General features: G+C 38.1%; 22 protein-coding genes. All 22 read right to left on the reverse strand.

Annotation, left to right across the window (positions count from 1 at the left end; translation table 11 throughout):
* Positions 1-112 precede the first annotated feature (112 nt).
* The 22 genes from yabQ to BN986_RS00250 all read right to left on the reverse strand — a co-directional run bounded on the left by yabQ (position 113) and on the right by BN986_RS00250 (position 21,611).
* On the reverse strand, positions 113-703 hold the full coding sequence (yabQ, locus tag BN986_RS00145; protein WP_040977628.1) for a spore cortex biosynthesis protein YabQ: 591 nt from the start codon (positions 701-703) through the stop codon (positions 113-115).
* Positions 700-1,002 carry a sporulation protein YabP gene (gene yabP / locus BN986_RS00150; protein ID WP_040977629.1) on the reverse strand — a complete coding sequence of 101 codons (303 nt, stop codon included), beginning with the start codon at positions 1,000-1,002 and terminating at the stop codon, positions 700-702. The genes yabQ and yabP overlap by 4 nt, the downstream gene beginning before the upstream one ends.
* 61 nt (positions 1,003-1,063) lie before the next feature.
* Positions 1,064-1,324, reverse strand: a complete 261-nt coding sequence (locus tag BN986_RS00155) for an RNA-binding S4 domain-containing protein (RefSeq protein ID WP_040977630.1) — start codon at positions 1,322-1,324, stop codon at positions 1,064-1,066.
* Positions 1,311-2,792 (reverse strand): bifunctional methyltransferase/pyrophosphohydrolase YabN, encoded by a 1,482-nt coding sequence (yabN, locus tag BN986_RS00160; protein ID WP_040977631.1) that lies wholly within the window; start codon positions 2,790-2,792, stop codon positions 1,311-1,313. The genes BN986_RS00155 and yabN overlap by 14 nt, the downstream gene beginning before the upstream one ends.
* A gap of 89 nt (positions 2,793-2,881) precedes the next feature.
* Positions 2,882-4,489, reverse strand: coding sequence for a putative polysaccharide biosynthesis protein (locus tag BN986_RS00165; RefSeq protein ID WP_040977632.1), 1,608 nt, complete (start codon positions 4,487-4,489; stop codon positions 2,882-2,884).
* Between the two features lie 297 nt (positions 4,490-4,786).
* Positions 4,787-5,320, reverse strand: coding sequence for a stage V sporulation protein T (spoVT, locus tag BN986_RS00170; RefSeq protein WP_040977633.1), 534 nt, complete (start codon positions 5,318-5,320; stop codon positions 4,787-4,789).
* Positions 5,321-5,561: 241 nt separating this feature from the next.
* The gene (gene mfd, locus BN986_RS00175; protein WP_040977634.1) at positions 5,562-9,080 is read right to left on the reverse strand and encodes a transcription-repair coupling factor; all 3,519 of its coding nucleotides are present in this window, start codon (positions 9,078-9,080) and stop codon (positions 5,562-5,564) included.
* 236 nt (positions 9,081-9,316) lie between these two features.
* Positions 9,317-9,625 carry an anti-sigma-F factor Fin gene (locus tag BN986_RS00180; protein WP_244444910.1) on the reverse strand — a complete coding sequence of 103 codons (309 nt, stop codon included), beginning with the start codon at positions 9,623-9,625 and terminating at the stop codon, positions 9,317-9,319.
* Positions 9,626-9,723: 98 nt separating this feature from the next.
* Positions 9,724-10,287 carry an aminoacyl-tRNA hydrolase gene (gene pth / locus BN986_RS00185; protein ID WP_040977636.1) on the reverse strand — a complete coding sequence of 188 codons (564 nt, stop codon included), beginning with the start codon at positions 10,285-10,287 and terminating at the stop codon, positions 9,724-9,726.
* A gap of 121 nt (positions 10,288-10,408) precedes the next feature.
* Positions 10,409-11,047, reverse strand: coding sequence for a 50S ribosomal protein L25/general stress protein Ctc (locus BN986_RS00190; protein WP_040977638.1), 639 nt, complete (start codon positions 11,045-11,047; stop codon positions 10,409-10,411).
* Between the two features lie 132 nt (positions 11,048-11,179).
* Positions 11,180-12,133 (reverse strand): ribose-phosphate diphosphokinase, encoded by a 954-nt coding sequence (locus tag BN986_RS00195; RefSeq protein WP_040977639.1) that lies wholly within the window; start codon positions 12,131-12,133, stop codon positions 11,180-11,182.
* A 26-nt stretch (positions 12,134-12,159) separates the two neighbouring features.
* Positions 12,160-13,527 carry a bifunctional UDP-N-acetylglucosamine diphosphorylase/glucosamine-1-phosphate N-acetyltransferase GlmU gene (gene glmU, locus BN986_RS00200; protein WP_040977640.1) on the reverse strand — a complete coding sequence of 456 codons (1,368 nt, stop codon included), beginning with the start codon at positions 13,525-13,527 and terminating at the stop codon, positions 12,160-12,162.
* A 155-nt stretch (positions 13,528-13,682) separates the two neighbouring features.
* Positions 13,683-14,210, reverse strand: a complete 528-nt coding sequence (locus BN986_RS25585) for a hypothetical protein (RefSeq protein ID WP_052400555.1) — start codon at positions 14,208-14,210, stop codon at positions 13,683-13,685.
* A 515-nt stretch (positions 14,211-14,725) separates the two neighbouring features.
* On the reverse strand, positions 14,726-15,028 hold the full coding sequence (gene spoVG / locus BN986_RS00210) for a septation regulator SpoVG (protein WP_040977642.1): 303 nt from the start codon (positions 15,026-15,028) through the stop codon (positions 14,726-14,728).
* Between the two features lie 309 nt (positions 15,029-15,337).
* Entirely contained in the window at positions 15,338-16,156 is an 819-nt protein-coding gene (gene purR, locus BN986_RS00215; protein WP_040977643.1) for a pur operon repressor, read from the reverse strand.
* A gap of 65 nt (positions 16,157-16,221) precedes the next feature.
* Positions 16,222-17,073: a 4-(cytidine 5'-diphospho)-2-C-methyl-D-erythritol kinase gene (gene ispE / locus BN986_RS00220; RefSeq protein ID WP_040977644.1), complete on the reverse strand. Its 852-nt coding sequence runs from the start codon at positions 17,071-17,073 to the stop codon at positions 16,222-16,224.
* A gap of 277 nt (positions 17,074-17,350) precedes the next feature.
* Positions 17,351-17,527 (reverse strand): small, acid-soluble spore protein, alpha/beta type, encoded by a 177-nt coding sequence (locus BN986_RS00225; RefSeq protein WP_040977646.1) that lies wholly within the window; start codon positions 17,525-17,527, stop codon positions 17,351-17,353.
* A 287-nt stretch (positions 17,528-17,814) separates the two neighbouring features.
* On the reverse strand, positions 17,815-18,078 hold the full coding sequence (gene veg / locus BN986_RS00230) for a biofilm formation stimulator Veg (protein ID WP_040977647.1): 264 nt from the start codon (positions 18,076-18,078) through the stop codon (positions 17,815-17,817).
* Between the two features lie 311 nt (positions 18,079-18,389).
* A complete protein-coding gene (yabG, locus tag BN986_RS00235) occupies positions 18,390-19,265 on the reverse strand; it encodes a sporulation peptidase YabG (protein ID WP_040977648.1) in 876 nt (291 codons plus the stop codon).
* A 94-nt stretch (positions 19,266-19,359) separates the two neighbouring features.
* Positions 19,360-20,244 carry a 16S rRNA (adenine(1518)-N(6)/adenine(1519)-N(6))-dimethyltransferase RsmA gene (gene rsmA / locus BN986_RS00240; protein ID WP_040977649.1) on the reverse strand — a complete coding sequence of 295 codons (885 nt, stop codon included), beginning with the start codon at positions 20,242-20,244 and terminating at the stop codon, positions 19,360-19,362.
* Positions 20,237-20,803, reverse strand: coding sequence for a ribonuclease M5 (gene rnmV, locus BN986_RS00245; protein ID WP_040977650.1), 567 nt, complete (start codon positions 20,801-20,803; stop codon positions 20,237-20,239). Before rnmV ends, rsmA begins: the two co-directional genes overlap by 8 nt.
* 40 nt (positions 20,804-20,843) lie before the next feature.
* Positions 20,844-21,611 carry a TatD family hydrolase gene (locus BN986_RS00250; protein ID WP_040977651.1) on the reverse strand — a complete coding sequence of 256 codons (768 nt, stop codon included), beginning with the start codon at positions 21,609-21,611 and terminating at the stop codon, positions 20,844-20,846.
* Between the last annotated feature and the right edge of the window lie 11 nt (positions 21,612-21,622).

The raw sequence follows: 21,622 nt of genomic DNA on the forward strand, positions 1-21,622 counted from the left end.
CGATTGAAAGCATATACTCCGCTACTCCACACCGCTGCACGATCTCCTACTTCCCATACACAAATATTATCGGTAGGACAGGTAAACACGAGAGCTTGGCCAGCTGCTCATTTTAATCGTTCTTTTTAAACACGTATTTATAAATTATATTCTTCATTTTACTATAAAATCCTGCTATTTGCAGAAAGAAATTTTGAATAGATTGTGGGAAAAGCCGAAAAAGTCCTTTTCCTATCCATCGGAAAGGAGTAAATAAGAACAGGCATAGCCATGTTATTATTTTGAGAATTCCAATCAGGATTGCTTTTATCATACGATAAAAAGTCAAGAATATCCACTGCAAAGGGGAAATAAACAAAAAATTTATCAATTTTTCTATACCCCGATAAATCGTTTTAAAAACATGAATTAAATATTCTAATATTTTTTTGTATACTTGTTTCGCCAATGCCTGATAAATAGAAAAACCAAGAAGGCACGCTAACACAATATAAAGTCTGAGCTCTCCCTGGTTAACCCGATATAAGATATAAAATAAAATTCCTGCCTGTGTCATCCAAAATAATATTTCTAAAAAATAGGTTAAAAATAGCCGTCCCTTCCAATAAATTGCGAAGCGACGGAAGGTTTCCTGAATAACACCTAAATAAAATCCACTTAAAATCATCGTGATGAGTGTTAAAAATTGTGTTGTTAAAGTCATCGGAATATCTTGCTAAAGAATCCTTTAGCTTTCTCCTGCTGCTGATCATCTACATAGGAAAGCTCGTATATTTTTCCTTTAATGGAAACAACACCTTCTGTCACGTCTAAATTCTTCAATTGCAAATTCTGCCCGCGAATAATTAAATAACCCATGACAGTCTCTAAAAGGAATGCTTCATTATCAAAACTGTCTACTTCTTTGACACCGGTAATTTCAAGGTTTTTTCGTTTGTCTACTTTTACCGTATGTTCTGGTTCCGTATGATTTCTTACATCTCTATTCTCATAATAATTCATATAAAAACCCTCCCTGTCATTAATAGCTTATGACGGGAGGGACAAGTATAGAACTATATTTCTACTGCTCTAATTTCTCTTCTTTCACAATGGTAAACAATGTATCTGCTTCGTCTTTACGGACATTTTCCCGCAAGGAATTTACTTTAACAGTAACCAGCTTTTGTCCAAAACGAATGACAAGTTCATCTCCTTCAGAAAGTGTCGTAGAAGCTTTTGCCGGACTGCCATTTACCGTAATTCTTCCTTGTTCTGCTACTTCTTTTGCTAATGTGCGGCGTTTAATGATACGGGATATTTTCAAAAATTTATCTAATCTCATCTTCATTCTCCTCTCGCAGCTTTATTTTTTTCGCTTCTTCCCAATAATCATCCATCTCCTGCAGAGAAGCGGTCTCAGGCGTCTGATTATTTTCCCGAAGCTTTTTTTCTATATATTGAAAGCGGTCGTTAAATTTCCGATTAGCACGCTCTAACGCAATCTCCGGGTTTACTTTATAGTATCTGGAAATATTCGCTAAGACAAACAATACATCTCCAAGCTCTTCTTCTATATCCGACCATTCCTTTTCCTGAACTGCTTCCATAACCTCATTCATTTCTTCCTTCAGCTTCTCCCAGACTTCATCTACATGGTCCCATTCAAAGCCGGCCTTCCCTGCCTTGGATACAAGCTTATATGCTTTTGCCAAGGCAGGCAAATGCGCCGGTATGCCGTCTAATACAGATTCTCTCTCTTTTCCTTTTTCCTGTTTTTTCAGCTCTTCCCAGTTCTGTAAAACAGCTTCTTCTGTATCTGCTACAGTTGCTTGAAATACATGCGGATGCCGATAGATCATTTTATCGGAAATCGACTGAATCACATCATCTATCGTGAAATAACCATTATCCTCGCCAATTTGACTATGTAATAAAATATGCATCAGCAAATCGCCAAGCTCTTCCACAATATGGTCGTCATCCTCTTCATCAATCGCTTCAATCAGCTCATAGACTTCTTCAATCGTATGATGGCGCAAGGATTCATGGGTTTGCTTCTTATCCCACGGACAGCCATCCGGCCCACGCAGAATTGCCATTATCTCTCGTAAAAATGAGAAAGTATGATGAAGGTATCCTTCTGGAACAGGGGGAATATATAACGTGGTTAAATTGCTTATTTCTATTCTATGGTCCAATTCCTCTAAAGGAACTTTTTCCATTTTTTCCGCGATACTCCCTGTTGCTTCTACGATATAGATCTCATAATCAGGCGGCAAATCTTCTAATAAAGTCAGCTTAACCTCTGATGCGATAAACGTATCATATACTTGGCAAATAAATAAATGATTGCGTAAATTAAGCTGATTGCGCCTGAAATCTGTTCCGTCTACAAATTGAAATCCCTCAATAGGGTCAATCTGAAGCGCTGTAAACATGTCATCTAAGTAACTTTGTCCGCCGGTAATCGACACTTCTACTTCCTTTTGCTTTAAAAGCAGCTGAACCGTTTTCTCTGCCAGCATAGGGTGGCCCGGGACAGCATAAATCACTGAACCGTCGCTTGTTTTAGCTGTTTCCACCAGTTTTTCTGTAATACGATGATAAATAGCTCCAAATTGCTCTTCCTCTTCATAAAGTGAATCAAAGGAAATAAAAGAAACCCCTTCCGCCTCTAACGCTTCAATTACGGGATGATCCAATGTCCTTGCATAAATGGTTTGCTGTGCTTGATTTAATTTTCGATATACACCGAGCGGCAGCTGATCCAAATCTCCTGCCCCCAGTCCAATGACCTCTATTTGCTTCAAGGGTATTTCCTCCTTTTATAACATGAAATTCATTTCCGTTCATTCCGTTTAAACCAATTTACTGCTTCCTGTCTGTTTTGGTGGAAGTTTTACAGACGTTTCCCTCGATAAATACGTAACAGGAATGCTGATTTTGGTAGTATACGAATCTGTGCTTCAGTTAATCCACCGGTCTTCAGTAATACAAAGAGGAAAAGACCTGCTCCCGATACCGAAATAAACAGAACATATACCAGCAATAGCCACCTGATATGCATCACAAATCCAGAAAATATACTTTGCATGATCAAAAGATAAATAATCATTGATACGCTCGCTATCGCCAAACTTTTCCATGATATGGAACGATATAGCGGCATGCCTGGTAATTTTCGATATAACTCCATAACTACGAGCAATAATAACACACTGAGACTCAAGACCGTTGCTATACTCGCTCCATACACACCGTAAAGCGGTATAAGAATAAGATTACTGCATACCTTTACCATAAATGAGATACCGATAAACACAGCTGTCCGCACAATCATTCCCAAGCTCTGCAGAATCGACGAACCAATAATAGAGATTGTAGACATGGCAATAGATAAGATTAATAACCGTAATTCACCTGTCCCTTGCACATTTTTATAAAGTAATTGATTGACCTCTGGAAAGATAATAAATAATCCTAAAACAGCGCCTATTGCAATAAAAATACCAACATGCATGGCAGTTTGAATGTAGTTCATGACTTGTCTTCTTTGCTCTTTTAATTTCTGATAGCTAATTGCTGGTATAATTGCTAAAGCAATCGATGAACCAATAATCGTCACTACTTGAATCAGCGGCTGTCCCCGATCAAACACACCTTTCATTTCTTTAGCAGCTATCTCTTCTACACCATCGGCCATTAATTTTGGTACAAATGTGAAAGCATCTGCAAGCTGCATAAATAAAAGCGTCATATGATTCATAGCAGCAGTAATCCCAAACAATAGCAGGGTTTTCACATATTTTTCCCAAGGGATTGCTTCCTCCGTGGAGGGAGCTTGTACGGCTGGATGAGCATTATTTCGATTTTTATAGTAGAAGCACAATAGCACAACAAGTGCACTAATTCCTCCCAGCAAGGATGCGAGCACTGCTGTTGTCCCAATAGCATACATTTGAAAAACGCCTAGGCTGACCAGCCACGCCCCTGTAATAATCGTACATACTCGAATAAGTTGTTCACCAATTTGCGAAAGTGCAGTAGGAGCCATCTCGTACCTTCCCTGTTGTATACCTCGAAATAAAGCCAAAACAGGTACAATTAAAAACATCGCAGCCGCCAACTGATACATCTCAATAAAATCCTCATCACCAGCTAGTTGAGCTAATAATGGGGCAGAAAAATAAATCAGCGCTGCAAGCAGGATATGGAAGCTGCCTAAAATAAGGAGAACGGGACGGTAGAACCCTTTCCAAGACAGGATATTTCCTTTTTCTAATTCAGTCGCTGTTAACGAGGAAATAGCTGAAGGGAATCCATATAATGCAAGCATCGTTGCAATTCCTAACAACGGATAGAGCTGCTGATATATATAAAAACCAATATCTCCAGTTAAGTTTTGCAAAACAATACGATATACAGCACTAAATACTTTACTTATTAAGCCAGCGATACTTAATAAAAGCGCACCTTTGACCAACTGACTTGTTTCATTATCTGACATTACGAATTTTTCCTTTTCCAAATGAATTTCTCTCAGTATATCACATCAGGAATAAAAGCACTTTATCATTTATACAACGGACTCTTTTTAATACGTGTTCAAAAAGTGCGATAAATAGGACCAAATCGGCTAAATTCGCGACGTCCTGAGACTGCGATTACTCGTCCCATCGTAAAGAGTTGTGCGTCGAAAGTTCAAGGCGGCGCAGCTTTGAGGAAAGTTCATACTAAAAAAGAAGCCTTTACTCTAGATTGGAGGTAACCTAGAGAAAGCTCCTTGTTGCAGTAAACGTTTAGTCTATTCCATTTGTTTTGCAAGGAAAACAGACGCTGTTTCTGCAGCCTTCTGTTCTACTTTATTTAACTTGTCATCTTGAGAAAAAATCATTACACAGCCGATTGGATCTCCATTGGCAATGATAGGATGAATCGTATAAGAGTGCAGACTCTGTTCCTTGCCATCTACAATTTCTATCTGAGACTTATCACCTTCATACACAGGGGAACGTCCTTCAATAATATTCGTAATCCGGCTGCTTAACGGTTTATTTAGATATTCTTTTTTAGACTCTCCTGCTATAGCAATAATTTCATCTCTGTCTGTGATCATAATTGGTGCTTGTAAAGATTGAAACAAGGCTTCAGCGTACTCTTTTGCAAAATGTCCCAGTTCGCTAATTGGTGAATATTTTTTTAAAATAACCTCTCCTTCCCGATCCACAAAAATTTCGAGAGGGTCTCCTTCGCGGATACGCAAGGTTCTCCTGATTTCTTTTGGTACTACCACTCTCCCTAAATCATCGATACGTCGAACTATTCCTGTTGCTTTCATCTAAGTATCCTCCCTTTCTGAATGATGATTCTGAACTGGAAGAAAGGTCTTTTCTTCCATGATTCATCACCGGTTGTTGTTATAGTATTAATCAACCAGAAATAACTATACATTCCAATTGAAATTTTTGTTATTTTTATTGAAATATATAAGAAAAATCATCCACTTCAAGCCTTTTTTCCATAAAAAAAGCTGCTCTCCTATCATAAGAAAGCAGCTATTTCACTGATCTATCGTATCTTTAACGATTCACATCGCTTAATTTTTTAATAAATTCAATTACCGTATCGTGGCGCTTATGGGCTTTATTATCGCTCCATTTAATGCCTGCTTTTAAGTTTTGATTTTCTGTGCCCAGGCTGACTTGACGATCGAACTGATTAGCTACCTCGAACAATTTAGACCCGTCAATTTCTTGGCTTCTTTGTTCATCAATCAGCATGGTAATTTTCTTCGGTGCTTCCGTAATAGATTGAACACGCTGCTTTTTCGCATGCATTCGCATGATGCTTACCGTAAATAAATTCTCAACTTCTGCAGGATAATCTCCGAAGCGGTCAATTAATTCATCTCTCAGGTCTTGAACTGCTTCTGGACTATCCAGATTTTGGAATTGTTTATACATTTCAATTTTTTGCTTCTCATCCTTTAGGTACTCATCCGGAATATATGCATCAATTTTCAATGAAATCTCTGGTTCAAATGGTTTGATGTCCTCGACTTCTTTTCCTTCTTTTCGGGCATCAATGGCATCTTTCAACATTTGAGAGTACATATCAAAACCTACAGAGTCAATAAAGCCATGCTGCTGCGCACCGAGTAAATTCCCTGCACCACGAATGGACAGGTCACGCATCGCAATCTTAAATCCAGACCCGAGTTCTGTAAATTCTTTAATTGCCTGTAATCTTTTCTCAGCAACTTCTGTTAGCACTTTATCACGCTGATATGTGAAATAAGCATAAGCTACACGGTTGGATCGTCCGACACGTCCTCTCAACTGGTAAAGCTGACTCAGCCCCATATGATCTGCATGATTGACGATCAAGGTATTTACATTCGGAATGTCCACACCTGTTTCAATAATAGTCGTGCTGACTAAAATATCAAATTCTCCTTCAATAAATCCGAAAATAACATTCTCGAGCTCTGACTCATTCATTTGTCCATGCGCAATAGCTACTCTTGCGTTTGGCACTAGCATACCAATATCGCGAGCAATTTTTTCAATATTTTCCACCCGATTGTGCAAGAAGAAAACCTGCCCGCCTCTAGACATTTCCCGATCAACTGCTTCCCGGATAAAGGATGGATTATATTCCATCACATAGGTTTGAATTGGAAATCTGTTTTCAGGTGGGGTTTCAATCACAGATAAATCTCTGACCCCAAGCATCGACATATGCAGTGTTCTTGGAATAGGTGTTGCTGTTAACGTTAAAACATCGACATTGGTTTTTAGCTGTTTTATTTTTTCCTTATGCTTCACGCCAAAACGCTGTTCTTCATCGACAACAAGCAAGCCTAAATCCTTATACTTCACATCTTTTGATAACAGACGATGTGTTCCTACAACAATGTCCATATTTCCATTTTCTAGACCCTTTATCGTTTCATTAGATTGCTTACGCGTCCGGAAACGACTTAATAAACCAATATTTACCGGATAATCCTGAAATCTTTCACGAATGGTTTCATAATGCTGCTGTGCCAAAATCGTTGTGGGTACAAGGATAGCAACTTGCTTTCCATCTGCCACTGCTTTGAAAGCGGCGCGAATAGCAACCTCTGTTTTCCCATATCCTACATCTCCGCAGAGCAGACGGTCCATTGGTTTTACTTTTTCCATGTCTTCTTTAATTTCTGCTATACAACGCAACTGATCTTCTGTCTCCTGATAAGCAAAAGAAGCTTCAAATTCACGCTGCATTTCAGAATCTGGAGAAAATGCATATCCTTGCCGGGCTTCACGTTCTGAATAAAGCTTGATTAAATCATCAGCAATGTCTTCCACAGAGCGTTGTACTTTCCGTTTTACCTTTGTCCACTCTGTACCGCCCAATTTATATAGCTTGGGTTCCTTTCCTTCTGAACCAACAAATTTCTGAACTAAATCAATTTGATCAATTGGCACGAAAAGCTTATCGTCACCGGAGTAACGAATCAGCATGTAGTCCTTATGCAGCTTATTGACTTCTAAAGTTTCAATTCCAAGATATTTCCCGACACCATGATTGGCATGGACAACGTAGTCGCCTACTTTCAGCTCTTGATAGTTCTGAATTCGTTCTGCATTCGTGATCTTTGGCTGTTTCCTGGAACGTTTCACCTGCTTTTTGAACAGCTCGTTTTCCGTAATAATTGCGAGTTTATGCATTGGGAATTCAATTCCCGAATGCAGATGACCCACGATAATTGTCGGCTTTTGTATAGGCAGCTTTAATACTTTTTCCACCTGTGTCTCAATATCATAATCTTCTAAAATAGAATGCACTTTTTGCGCGCGCTGTTCATTCGGTGTGAGAATAACAACAGAATAATCACCCTTTTCCCAACGCTTCAATTCATTTTTAAATAAAGGCATCTGCCCATGAAATTCCTGCATGGTTCTTGTCGATAGATTAATAACGTTTTGCGGATTGGTATTGGGAATATGTCGCATAAATACAGACATATATACACGGGAATGCGAAACACCTTCTATCAGTGTATTCCAACCGAAAGAAAATTGACTGCCCCGGACCATTTTATTTCCTTCCAACAGTCCGGTATACCATTCCAGTTCCTCATGGTCTAAATTAGTCGCTGTTTCTTGAATACGGCTCATTTCATCAAAAAAGACAACACCGTTCCGTGGCAAATAGTCTAATAAACTAGCGGGCTCATCGTATATATAGCCAATGTATTTATACATCCCCTGGAAACGGTTTAATTGTTTAAATTGATCAATATCCTGTTCAATGACCTCCACGAGTTCTTCTTTGTCATCCGGTTTTTTGACTTTTTTCAATGTATCTGAAAGCGCCTCTTCTATTCTTTCTGCTGCTTTCACCATTTCTTGTTCATCTATTAATAACTCCGTTGCAGGGTCAATCGTTACCTCTGCTACTTTGTCTAAAGAACGCTGTGACTCCGCATCAAAATAGCGGATAGAGTCTACCTCTTCATCAAATAGCTCAATACGGATTGGATGCTTCTCCGTAATCGGATAAATATCAATAATCCCGCCCCGCTGACTGAATTCACCGGGAGCTGTAACCATCGATGCACCCTCATATCCCATTTCCACGAGAGAACGCAGATAGGCCTCTACTTCAATGTCTTTTCCTACTTGAAATAGAAGCTGATATTTATCCCAATATGCTTTGGGAGGCAGTATCCTTTTTAATGCAGCAACAGGTGCTATTAATATTCCTTTATCCTTCTGTATCCAGGCAGTCAATGCTTCAATCCGCTGTGCACGCAGTTCTGGACTGGCAACAGCCATTTCAGAAGCTATTAACTCGTTGACAGGGTAAAGATATATCCCTTCCTCGTTGGTCAGCTCTGCTAAATCATCATATAGCTGCTGAGCTTGGGCGAGTTGATGTGTAACAATTAATAAAGGACGGTTCATGGATTGGTGTATGGTGGACAAGAGCAAGCTTCTGGCAGAACCACTTAAACCAGCTACCATCTGCTCTTTCATGCCAGCAAGCAATCCATCCATAATAGACTGAATATCTTCCTGTGATTTTAAATAATTATGAATTGCTTTCATTCGTATTTCCCCTCTAAATTGTTAAAGTATTTTATAAAACATGAGAAAACTACACTATCGGATTGGAAAATATACCGTGTTAGTGAATGTTTTTCGGCAGGCGAATAATCATAGTCCTCATAAAGGCGCTGCCTCACCGTTTTTTAAAGGCTTTATTTGCAACATTTTCTCTATAAAATGGTATATACGGTTATAGGTCCATCAAGAAAATGATTATCAGACTGGGACCCATTCAATTATTGTAAAAAATGGTCCAATTCATGATAATCAGGATGCGCATCAAGAGCCTGCTGACAGTATTCACAAATGACTTCTAAGCGGAAATAGCCATCTTTTTCAGAGACTACCATTTCTGCCATATCCTGTTCCTCCAAAAGCTTGAGAAAACGTAAGGATATATCGATTTCTGTATGATTCAATACACCAAGCTCTTTTCCGCAATGTCGACAACCATAGTAGATAACCATCTCATTCACCTCGATTAAAATACAAAAAGTTAGAGCGCAGCCTGTTCTTCGTTTAGAGAGGATATCTGCACTTTTCATTTAGTTTTAACCGAGAGGAATAAGAATATACCCTGCTTCCATTTCGTGTTTAAAAAGTTCGGTAAAAAGGAACTTCTCCCTAAAACCAAAGGTATGCTTTATTGGTTAAAATCATTCATTACTTCTATAAAAGGTTTGCCGCCTGCCCATGCTTCAATAGCATCAGCTGCTTCTTGAACACTTTGTTCAACGGCCTCTTTTTCATCTTTTGGGAACTTTCCTAATACATAATCTACGACAGGCATTGCATTTATCGGGCGTCCTACTCCTAGACGTACTCGTTTAAATTCTTTCGTCCCTAAATGATCGATCGTGGAACGAACACCATTGTGACCGCCATGGCCGCCTTTTTGCCGTAATCTGATTTTCCCAGTTGGTAAATCTAAATCATCATAAATAACAACAATATCATCTGTCTCTATATCATAATAATCCATCAACGGACGAATAGACTCGCCTGATAAATTCATATAAGTTTGGGGCTGTAATAATATCATCTTTTCTCCATTGAAATGTTCTATAGCATAATCACCATGAAATTTGGAGTTGTTTAACTTCCAGCCATGCCGATCTAATAGCGCATCAATTGCGCGGAAGCCAATATTATGACGTGTCTTCTTATATTTTCTTCCTGGATTTCCTAGTCCAACAATTAACTTCATCACCATACCCTCACTTTTTCCGAAGCCCTTTTTCTTTTAAACGCAATAACCCTTCTTTACGCATACCTGTATGGTATGCGTAAAGAAGGGAGGTATTACTTCTATTCGATTAACTTAAAAATTAATTTTCCTCTGAGTCAGATTTTTCTTTGATAACTTCCGGTTCTGCATTTTCATCTTCTTCTGTTTCTGTATCTAAATCTTCTTCTGTAGTTGGAGGAACAACGGAAGCAATTGTTGTATCCGGATCATCTAAAAATTCATAGTTCCCAGTTACTTCCAAATCAGAAATAGATAAATTTTCGTTTACATCCAGGTCAGAGACATTTACCACGATTTCCTCAGGAATATCTTTTGGTTTTGCACGAACTTGAATTTCATAAAATGGCTGCTGTAGTACGCCGCCTTCTTTTTCGCCTTTTGATTCACCTTCAAGACGAACAGAAACATCAACGTCCATTTCTTCAGCCATATTTACGATATAGAAATCGGCATGAAGTAAATCATCTTTGATCGGATCTATTTGATAATCATGCAGCATCACCTCTACTGTGTCGCCACCTTCGACTTGAAGTGAAATAATTGCATTTCGTCCTTCATCCCGAACGGTTTTCACTAAGTCAACGCTATCTACAGAAACGGTCTTAGAATCTTTATCCTTCCCATAGACAACCGCTGGAATTCTGCCGCTTTTTCTAATTTCGGTTGTTGTTGATTTTGCAAGATCTTCTCTTTTTTGTGCGTTTAATTTTACTGCCATTCGTATCACCCTCCAAGTTTATTAAAAAAATAATATGAAACATCGTTACTGCGTATGTTGCATTATTTCTTTTTCTAAATAAAATAAAACGGTCAATATAATACATACCCTAAATTGGAACAAGTTAAACCCCTAATCAAAAAGAATACTTACAGATTGCATTTCATGAACACGGACAATCGCTTCTCCGATAAGGGAAGCAACCGATAATTCCGTAATTTTATCAATTCTCTTTTCTTCCGGCAAAGGAATTGTATCCGCGATAACTAATTCTTTAATCTTTGAGTTGTCAATACGCTCAATTGCGGGGCCTGAAAGAACGGGATGTGTACAACAAGCATATACTTCTTTTGCGCCACTTTCAATTAATGCGTTCGCTGCTAATGTAATTGTACCAGCAGTATCGATTAAATCATCTATTAAAATCGCTGTTTTGCCTTCGATATTACCAATGATATTCATTACCTCAGAAACATTCGGTTTTGGACGGCGTTTGTCAATAATACCAATTGGTGCCTTTAGACGATCAGCCATTTTTCTTGCCCGGACCACTCCACCATGATCCGGCGAAACAACAATCACATCATCCAAATCTTTTTGCTCAAAATAAGTTGCTAAAATAGGAACACCTTGTAAGTGATCAATTGGAATATCGAAGAAGCCCTGAATTTGTGGTGCATGCAAATCAAGTGTAATCATGCGATTTGCTCCTGCTTTTTCAATTAAATCAGCTACTAATTTGGCTGTGATTGGTTCACGAGATCTTGCTTTACGGTCCTGACGCGCGTAACCATAATATGGCATAACGATGTTAATGGACTTTGCAGATGCACGTTTTAACGCATCAATCATAATAAGTAATTCCATAATATGCTGATTTACAGGGGAAGAAGTGGATTGTATAACGTAAACGTCAGATCCACGCACACTCTCCTCTATATTAATTTGGATTTCTCCATCACTAAATTGTGTTACTGTACATTTTCCTAATTTCGTTCCGATTTGAGCTGCAATTTTTTCTGCTAAGGCTGGATTCGAATTCAAAGAAAATACTTTCAACGAAGCGTCCTTATAGTTGGATGACATTCCTTTAACCTCCATGATTTTGTAATCTATTTTTTAAACTTTTTTGCATATCCTTCTTTATTTGTCTGCTTGGATCTTGCAATGGACAATGCTTCATCTGGCACGTCCTTTGTAATGGTCGATCCCGCTGCTACATAAGCGCCCTTACCAACTGTAACTGGAGCAATTAAATTTGAGTTGCATCCAATAAATGAATCATCTTCAATGGTTGTCAGGAATTTATTTTTTCCATCATAATTTACTGTAATTGTACCACAACCGACATTTACACGCTCTCCTACATTAGCATCTCCAATATAGCTAAGATGGGAAACCTTACTATTATCGCCAAGATCAGTTTTCTTTAGCTCTACAAAATTGCCGACTTTGGTATCATTTCCAACATTGGAGGCTGGACGAATATGAGCATATGGTCCAATATTCACCCGATTCCCAATACGACTATCTGCAGCAATACTAAATCGAATAATAGTATCTTCCCCAACTTCGCAATCTTTCACCTCTGTATGCGGACCAATTTCTGAACCAGCCGCAATAGACGTTTTACCTTTTAGAACAGTTCCTGGATGGAGGCACACGTCCGCAGCAATTTTTACATCTGGATCGATATATGTATTATCTGGATCCACAATAGTCACACCGTTACGCATATGCAGCTCATTAATACGCCTTTTCATAATTTTTTCCGCTTCACTTAAAGCAACACGATCATTAATACCTATTGTTTCATTAAAATCTTCTGCCACAACTGCGCTAACACGCCCGCCTTGGTCACCTAAAATTTTAATAACATCAGGTAAGTAATACTCTCCTTGAGCATTGTCATTAGAAACTAATTTTAAAGCTTCAAATAATGCTTTGTTGTCGAAGCAGTAGGTCCCTGTATTAATTTCTTTTACTTCTAATTCTGCTTCACTAGCGTCCTTATGTTCGACAATTTTCTCCACTTGTCCTGCTTTATTGCGAATTACTCGACCATACCCAGTTGGATCATCTGCGATAGCTGTCAGGATACTTGCTTTAGAATCCGTTTGTTCATGATGTTCAAACAATTTTTGGAATGTTTCTGCACGAATCAAAGGGGTATCGCCGCAAGCTACAATCGTTACCCCTTCCTTATCCTGCAATAATTGGTCAGCCTGCATCACAGCATGCCCTGTACCTAGTTGTTCCTCTTGCACTACAAAGTCACTGGACTCTCCAAGCTGAGTTTTTACTTGCTCTGCGCCAAAACCAACAATGGTAACCAGCTGATCTAATTTCGTTTGTTGCAATTGATCCACAACATGCTGTACCATTGGTTTGCCAACTACAGGATGAAGCACCTTATATAACTTTGATTTCATCCTTGTTCCTTGTCCTGCTGCTAAAATAACAGCAAATCGATTCGTCATTAGGAAACCTCCATCATCTCTAAATATCCATTTAAAAATATATCGTAAAAAAATCTTTATTTCAATAAAATTAAAGGTTTTATTTCTAATGTCTATGTTATCATATTTTTATTTTTTTCGTTGCATCGCTTTACCAAAACACGAAAAAAATTTCATCAGTAATCCAATAACCTTAGATAAAGTAAGACATCCTTATTTTCCTTTAGTACAGCTTGGTAGCTTTTAATTTTGCTTTCTACTTTTAATTCTTGTTTCTCTCTCTTACTGAAAAGATTCATGATTTGATATATAACTTCTCCGGCTAACAGCGCCAGCCCTCTTGATCCCAACTGGAACCCCATCGTATCCTTTTCTGATAAACTTGTTCCTGCAGCACTCTCCACTTGTCGTGCATAATCTCCTTTTACGATAATATAAGGTTCTTTTCTTTTGAATGCAGTCAGCAGTTCCTCTTGAGTATACACCTTAAAAGGGGTTTTTTCTTTTTCTAACATTTGAAGTTCTTGATGCACTGTTTCTGTATCTTGATCCACTGTAATGGATAGTGCCTTAATGATTTCGGCATGATACGAAGCTGCCTCCTGATTCAAATTCAATTTTTGCGTTTTTTCCATATTTGACTGCTCTATGACGTCCTGGCGCGTCTTATCATATTTTTGAAGATATACATCAATCAATCCCATTCTGGCGTCCTCCCTTTCTTTTTTATTCTTTTCCCTATCAACAAATGAATTAATACTGTTATGCAATAACTATAACAGCTCCATAAATTTTATACATAAGAAAAAACGCGTACATCCGTTCATCTTTTAGCGGATGCATGCGTTTTTTTCTTATGACTACGGTTATTCTTTATAAAGTGAAACTTCCTTCAGTGTTTTTTTCGACGCACAACGCTTTACGATGGAGGAGTAATCGCAGCAACGGTTTTAATAGACCGAGTAATCGCAGGTCTCATTGTTGTCAGGTTAGTGCGACCACTGCGACGGGTTATGGTGGGGTGAGTAATCGCAACCCCAGAAAAACACTACGCTTTCCACGTGCCCCGAGCTCATCTCCTCGGTAAAAAGAAGAACACTTTTTCCCTGCGGGGTCTTCCCACTGGGACTGCGATAAAAGATATATTTTTCTTACAAAAAAGAAGGCAAACCTTTATTCAGATTTCTACCTTCTTGTCCATTTACCATTTAATATATCTTTAGGAAACGCCAGCTTCTTCTTTGTAGCCTAATCCTTCTTCTTCGTTCTCACGTTCGCGATGATACTCCTCTAAAACAGCTTCTTGAATTTTTGAGCGTGTTCCAGAATTAATAGGATGAGCAATATCCCTAAATTCTCCATCTGGTGTGCGCTTAGACGGCATCGCAACAAATAATCCACTATTCCCATCAATAACACGGATATCGTGGACAACAAACTCGTTGTCTAATGTAATTGAAGCAATGGCCTGCATTCTTCCATCTGTTTTTACGCGGCGTAATCTAACGTCAGTTACTTCCACGATGTTTCACCACCTTTTTCCTAATTCAAAAATCACCCTTTATACTTATATTACTTCAACATAAATTACAAAAATCCTTCTTATAAATACCAATAAATTAAAATATTTTAAATTCACTCTCCCGTATACCTAAAAATTATTTTGTTATCGACATTTTTAGTCATTATTATCCACCTTTTTCTTCCAAACACGAATATCGTCTAAACAACGGGAATAAGGTGGTTTGGTAATATATGTAAAAAAAGACCTTAATCTGTATATTAAATTAAGATCTGTTCCAAATGCTTATCCGTTATTACATTCTTTTATTTATGACTCCATTTGATAATTCCCTGGCTGTACAGAAACTTGATGATTCTGAATATCAACAGGAGAAATTTTTAACAAAGAGGTATAATCCGTAATTACTCTTTCGTCTTCCTCATCATCAGCTTCTGCTAATACACCAACAGCTTGTACTGTTGCAGAGAATTCTTCTAAAAGGCTCTTTATTCCTGTGATTGTGCCTCCAGCTTTCATAAAATCATCTATAATACACACTTTAGAACCATCAGGTAAACTACGTTTTGGCAACACCATTGTCTGAATTTTCCTAGATGATCCAGAAACATAGTTAATACTTACAGAAGATCCCTCTGTTACTTTTGGATCCCTACGCGCTATAATAACTGGAACATTTAAAAAGGAAGCTGTTGCATATGCTAAAGGAATTCCTTTTGTTGCAACTGTTACAATCGCGTCGATCTCTAAATGTGCAAAACAAGAAGCAAAAACACGGCCAATTTCACGGACCGTAGACGGATCACCAAGGATATCACTCATATATAGATATCCTCCTGGAAGTATACGGGCTGGATCTTCTAATTTCTTCTGAAGCGTAGATATAAATGCTTCACTCTCTTCCACAGAGCTGGTAGCGATATATTTCACGCCCCCACCTGCGCCAGTTGTTCTCTCCAAATATCCTAATCCTTTATTTTGAAATACCTCATGTATAATATCTAAATCCTCGCTTATGGATGACTTTGTGGTGTCACAAAGCTCTACAAAGTAAGGCAATTGAATATGTTTCCTCGGGTTTTCCAGAAAGTATTCAGTTAACACAACCAATCGATTACTTCTTTTCAAAATCACACCTCAAATCCGAATGTTCTTAATATAATATAGCATTTTCATATGAATTTTAGCAATGCTTAGCCTAACATTCGAATTAATTGTACGTCCTTACAAAAGCCTCGCATGCTGTTGTAGATTCGCAGCGCTTTTCGATGATGCTTCAATAATCCAAACACGGTTGGCCCGCTTCCGCTCATCATCACACCTTCTGCTCCTGCAAGTCGCATAGCTTCTTTCAGCCTTGCAACCTCTGGATGCATAGAAAAAGTTATTGGCTCCAGTGCATTTCCTAAATGATTACATAGCTTTAAAAAATCACCTTCATCTAAAGCTTCTAACACTTGTTTCGTATTCGGGTGCTGTAATTCAGGGATTTTAATTTGTTCAAATATCGTATAAGAAGATACACCAATATCTGGTCTAGCAATAACAACCCAGCAGGCAGGCGGTGCAGGTAGAAGTTCAATAAACTCTCCATATCCTTTTGCTACCGCTGTTTTACTATGCACACAAAAAGCAATGTCCGCTCCTAATTTTGATCCCAAATCAGCTAATTCAGTTAAAGGTATATTTAGCCCCCATAATCGGTTTAGCCCCCGTAAAACAGCTGCAGCATCTGCACTTCCACCAGCTAAACCTGCTGAAACTGGAATGGATTTATCGATTCGGATGTGAACACCTTTTTTTATTTTATATGTTTCTTTAAATAAGACCGCTGCTTTATATGCTAAATTTCTTTCATCACTGGGAACATAACGGCTTTCCAAAGATAATTGTATCTTATCTGTAGGTAACTCCTGTAATTCTAAACGATCTGCTAAATCTATTGTTGTCATTACCATTTCAACATCATGATAGCCATCTTCCCGCTTATTTAATACATCTAATGACAAATTTATTTTAGCAGCCGCTTTCTCCATTACAAGCATCTTCAATCACATCCTCAAAGCGTTGGAAATTCGTTCACCTTTTTGAAACCTTACTTACGTCCGTAAAAATATGTTTTATTGTATCATAATCAAAACACTGAGGCTAATTTTGTATAGGTAATGAAAACTTTGGGCTTTCAAGTTCTAACCTTGTCTTATCTGCACTTTCATCGACGAAAAGGGATTACTTCCTGAAACAGTGAATAGAACTACGCTTCTTCGTCTCACCAAAAAATTAGTTAAATCATTCTTCTATAATGAAAAAAAGCAAGCCCGATCAGGACTCGCTTTTTTTCATACTCTCTTCTGCCATTTCTATCGCCCGTTTCACCATATTACCGGCATCACGAGCTTTTATTCCTCCCCAGCCTTCCTGCTGTACCGTATCGTAAAACCCTAATTCTTTCGCTATTTCTTCTTTCATTTGCGTGGACATAATCCCTCGTCTACCCATATAAAAGCTCCCCTTTACGAATGAATGTATTTCTCGATCGGCAATCATAGCTTATGTATTTTCTCTTCATTCACCCGGTAAAGAATTAACCAGGAAAACCATTTCTTGCTTTATTTTTTCCATCAGAAAAACTTGGAAGAGCTCGCACTTTACTAACCATTAGGATATATTTACTTGTTGAATAAAAAGAGCTATAGCAAATGTTGAAGCGGGGATATCGAATCATCATTCGCTATAATTGCTTTATACTTTCTAAAATTTTAAAAAAGCAGTAGACAAGTGCTTGTCTACTGCTTAAAAATTACCGCTGAACTTCCTTCAACAAAATTCAGCTCTACCGTTTCTGTCAATATGTCTGTATAGCTGTATGAAACTCGTTCGAATGCATTCTCGTCCTGGTCAAGCTCAACAATGAAAACAGAGGGATATGTCTCCGCTAGAACACCGCATCTTTCAACGGTTTTCCGTCTTCCACCATTCGCTCTGAGCCTTAACCGTTTACCTACCTGACCATCTAGACCTTGCTTAATTTCGATCAACGTTTTGCCCACTACACTCCACCTCACATATATTTATTTTAGCATATATGCCGATGAAAAGTCAAGTAAAACAAATAATTATATCAGCATATGTTTTTGGTTGTCAACTATTTATTTTGTCTATTTCTGATATTATTTGTCATACCTCTATTTTTATACATAAATTGTCACAAAAAAATGTATAATAGGCTGATTTTATAAAAATTACAAAAAAACAACTAATCTAAATGGTCTAATTAGTTATTTCATTTCATTGGAAAGAAGGAGGAAAAAAAGCATACCTGTGATTCCATTAACTCCTCCTTTTCAAGCATGAGTTTCTACTATATTTCACTTTCATTTTCATTGATTAAGTAAGGCATGCCTGTTCTTAATAACCCTCTTGTCTGTATTCCTCCCAACCCTTTTTCTCCAGTTAATGTGTTACGCAGCGCCTCCCATACAGATACACTCTCCATAAATGAAGTGTAAGCTACTTTTGCAACAATATACACTGGGTCCAGCGCATGTATATTAACTCTAGATGGGGAACTGGCAAAATTAGATCCAGCACGAATTAATGACTCAAAATGGGATTGGCATGCTCCCGCAAAAATAACGAGCTGATCCAAATTAGGATAGATACTTCTGGCTTCTCGTACAGCTTCTACAAAGTATTTTGAATGACGGTATGCACTTAAATCATTCTTCGTTCCTTTATTATGTGAATAGGCATCGTGGCCAGTAATTACCATTATATCTGGTTGAATTTTCTCCAATAGATCTTTTATTTGAAATGACATTTCAGTCTCTACTAAATGAACGCCATGCACTTGCAGCCCAATACGTTGATATAATTGGATACACTTTCTTAAATAAGATGGGTCTCCATCGATATGAAGTACCTTTGCTGGTAACTGGAAATAATTCGCAGAATCTGTATAACCCTCTGTCGCTTCATAATTTCTTTTTTCTTTCATCATTTGATAATCCTGACGAAATAAACGATAGGACGATTCTTGTTTTTCCCGGTCCATCGCTTTTCTTTTTTTATGCTCTCTTTGGTCCACTATCGTTAAATCGGATAGAGTCGCGTCTGCTTTTAATCGGAGTTCTTCCCCATGAAGGATAGCAACTCCTTTTTTTATCTCTGCCACACGGAATAATAAATCATGATGATATGATTTTCTTGTTACTAACGCACCATTCTGTATATCCATCGCTGCACCTCTCACCTTTTACTCTTTCTCATTGTATGAATAAAAGCACAGCTCTGTTCCATCTAAAAAGCTAATCAAAAGATATATCTTTTGATTAGCTTTGCGGCATTTCTTTATAAATAAGGTTGGATAAGATTGCAAATTCCTCCATGGTTAATGTTTCGCCACGTCTGCTTCCATCTATCGCTGCTTTTTCAAGAAGTGTTTCTAGTTGCTGTTTTTCCAAATTCTCCTGCAAGAACCTGTTTAAATTATTACGGAGAGTTTTTCTTCGTTGAGCAAAGCTTGCTTGGATCAATTCAAAGAAGAAATCCACATTATCTACATGAACAGGCGGTTCTTTACGCATCACAAGCTTTAAAACACTGGAATCCACATTAGGCTGCGGCATAAACACTTGCTTTGGCACATTTAATACGACACTTGCCTCCGTATAGTATTGTACAGCAATACTAAGCGAGCCGTAGCTTTTTGTATTTGGCACAGCTGCCATTCTATCTGCTACTTCTTTTTGAATCATCACAGTCAGGCTTGTAACTGGAAGCTGATCACGAACAAGCTTCATCAAAATTGGCGTCGTAATGTAATAAGGAAGATTCGCAACGACATGAATATCCTGACCTTCCTCAAAATGTGTTCGAATCACTTCTTCCACGTTTGCTTTTAAAATATCATGATGAATAATTTCTACATTATCGTAATCTGCTAACGTCTCTGCTAAAATAGGAAGCAGGCGCTGATCAATCTCAAATGCAACGACCTTATCTGCATGAATAGCTAATTGCTCTGTTAAAGCACCCATTCCAGGACCAATTTCAATGGCTCCTGTTTCTTTTGTAATCCCAGCCTGATGAATGATATTTTCTAATACATTCACATCAATTAAGAAGTTTTGCCCTAAGCTCTTCTTAAAAGCGAAACCATATTTGTTCAGCAGTTCTTTCGTTTTCGATGGGGTGGCAATATATTTTTTAGTCATCCTGCTCCTCCTGCTCTATAATTTCCATGGCTTTATCAACTTGTTCCTTGGAAATCTGGAATTGGGTAAGGCGTTTTAACAGTTGCTTCCCGTTCGTATGACCAATATGCAAAAGTTCTCCTAAACGTTTTCTGCGCCCGGAAGCTTCCTTGCCTCCAATTAATCCGTAATTAATCAGATTCTCTTTCGTAATATCATTCTCCCAAACGTCTGCTAATTCATAGACATCTGCAAGTGCTTTTTGAATATCCTCCACAGAAGCATGTTCAATTCCTAAGCTCTTATTTCTGGAATGCTTTGCTTTTGCTTGATCCCTACGTAAAAAAGCATGTTTACAACCAGGAACAGCCTGATTAACCAAGTGTCTGATCCGTTCACCCGGGTAATCCGGATCTGTAAATACAATTACTCCGCGCTTTTCCTTTGCAAGGCGAATTTTATCGAGCGTTGCCTTATTTACTGCAGAACCATTTGTTTCAATCGTATCCGCATCCACAGCCAGCCTGATTCGTACTGTATCATCTCGTCCTTCTACTACAATCATTTCTTTTATCTTCAATCGATTTCCTCCACTTTATTCTACAATACGAGGGAATGTATTATTTAATTTTAAAAAATCGTTTCGCATTCTCTGTGGTAATATTTCCAATCTCTGCTACTTCCATTTCACGTAATGCCGCAATATCTTCTGCTACACGAGCAACATAAGCCGGTTCATTTCTTTTTCCACGGTATGGATGCGGCGCTAAAAATGGCGCATCCGTTTCAATCAGTAATCGGTCTAAAGGAACCTGCTTTGCCACTTCTTTTGGTAATGGAGCATTTTTAAAAGTTACTGGACCGCCTAAGGAAATATAAAAATTCATATCCAGACATGTTTGGATATATTCGACAGAATCATTGTAACAGTGCATAATACCACCAACTTCTGCAGCATTTTCTTCCTGCAGGATAGCAATAATATCCTCAGTTGCTTCCCGGTTATGAATAATAATCGGCATATTTACTTTTTTTGCAAGTGCTATTTGCTGACGAAAGACTTTCTTCTGCACATTTTTTGGTGATTTATCCCAATGATAATCTAAGCCCATTTCTCCAATTGCTACTACTTTAGGATGTTCTGCCAATTCTTCAATCCATGTTAACTCTTTTTCTGTCATATCGATTGCATCAACAGGGTGCCAACCAACTGCAGCATAAATATTCTCATTCTCTTCAGCGATCTGTATAGCAAGCGGAATGGTTTCATGATCAAAACCAACCACAACCATATATTCCACACCTGCATCTCTTGCACGTTGAATCGTCTCTTCTCTATCTTCAGCAAACTGCCTTGCATTTAAATGAACGTGTGTGTCAAATAACATTTTAATCATCC

The organism is Oceanobacillus jeddahensis (genome assembly GCF_000750635.1).
Lineage (GTDB): Bacteria > Bacillota > Bacilli > Bacillales > Amphibacillaceae > Oceanobacillus > Oceanobacillus jeddahense.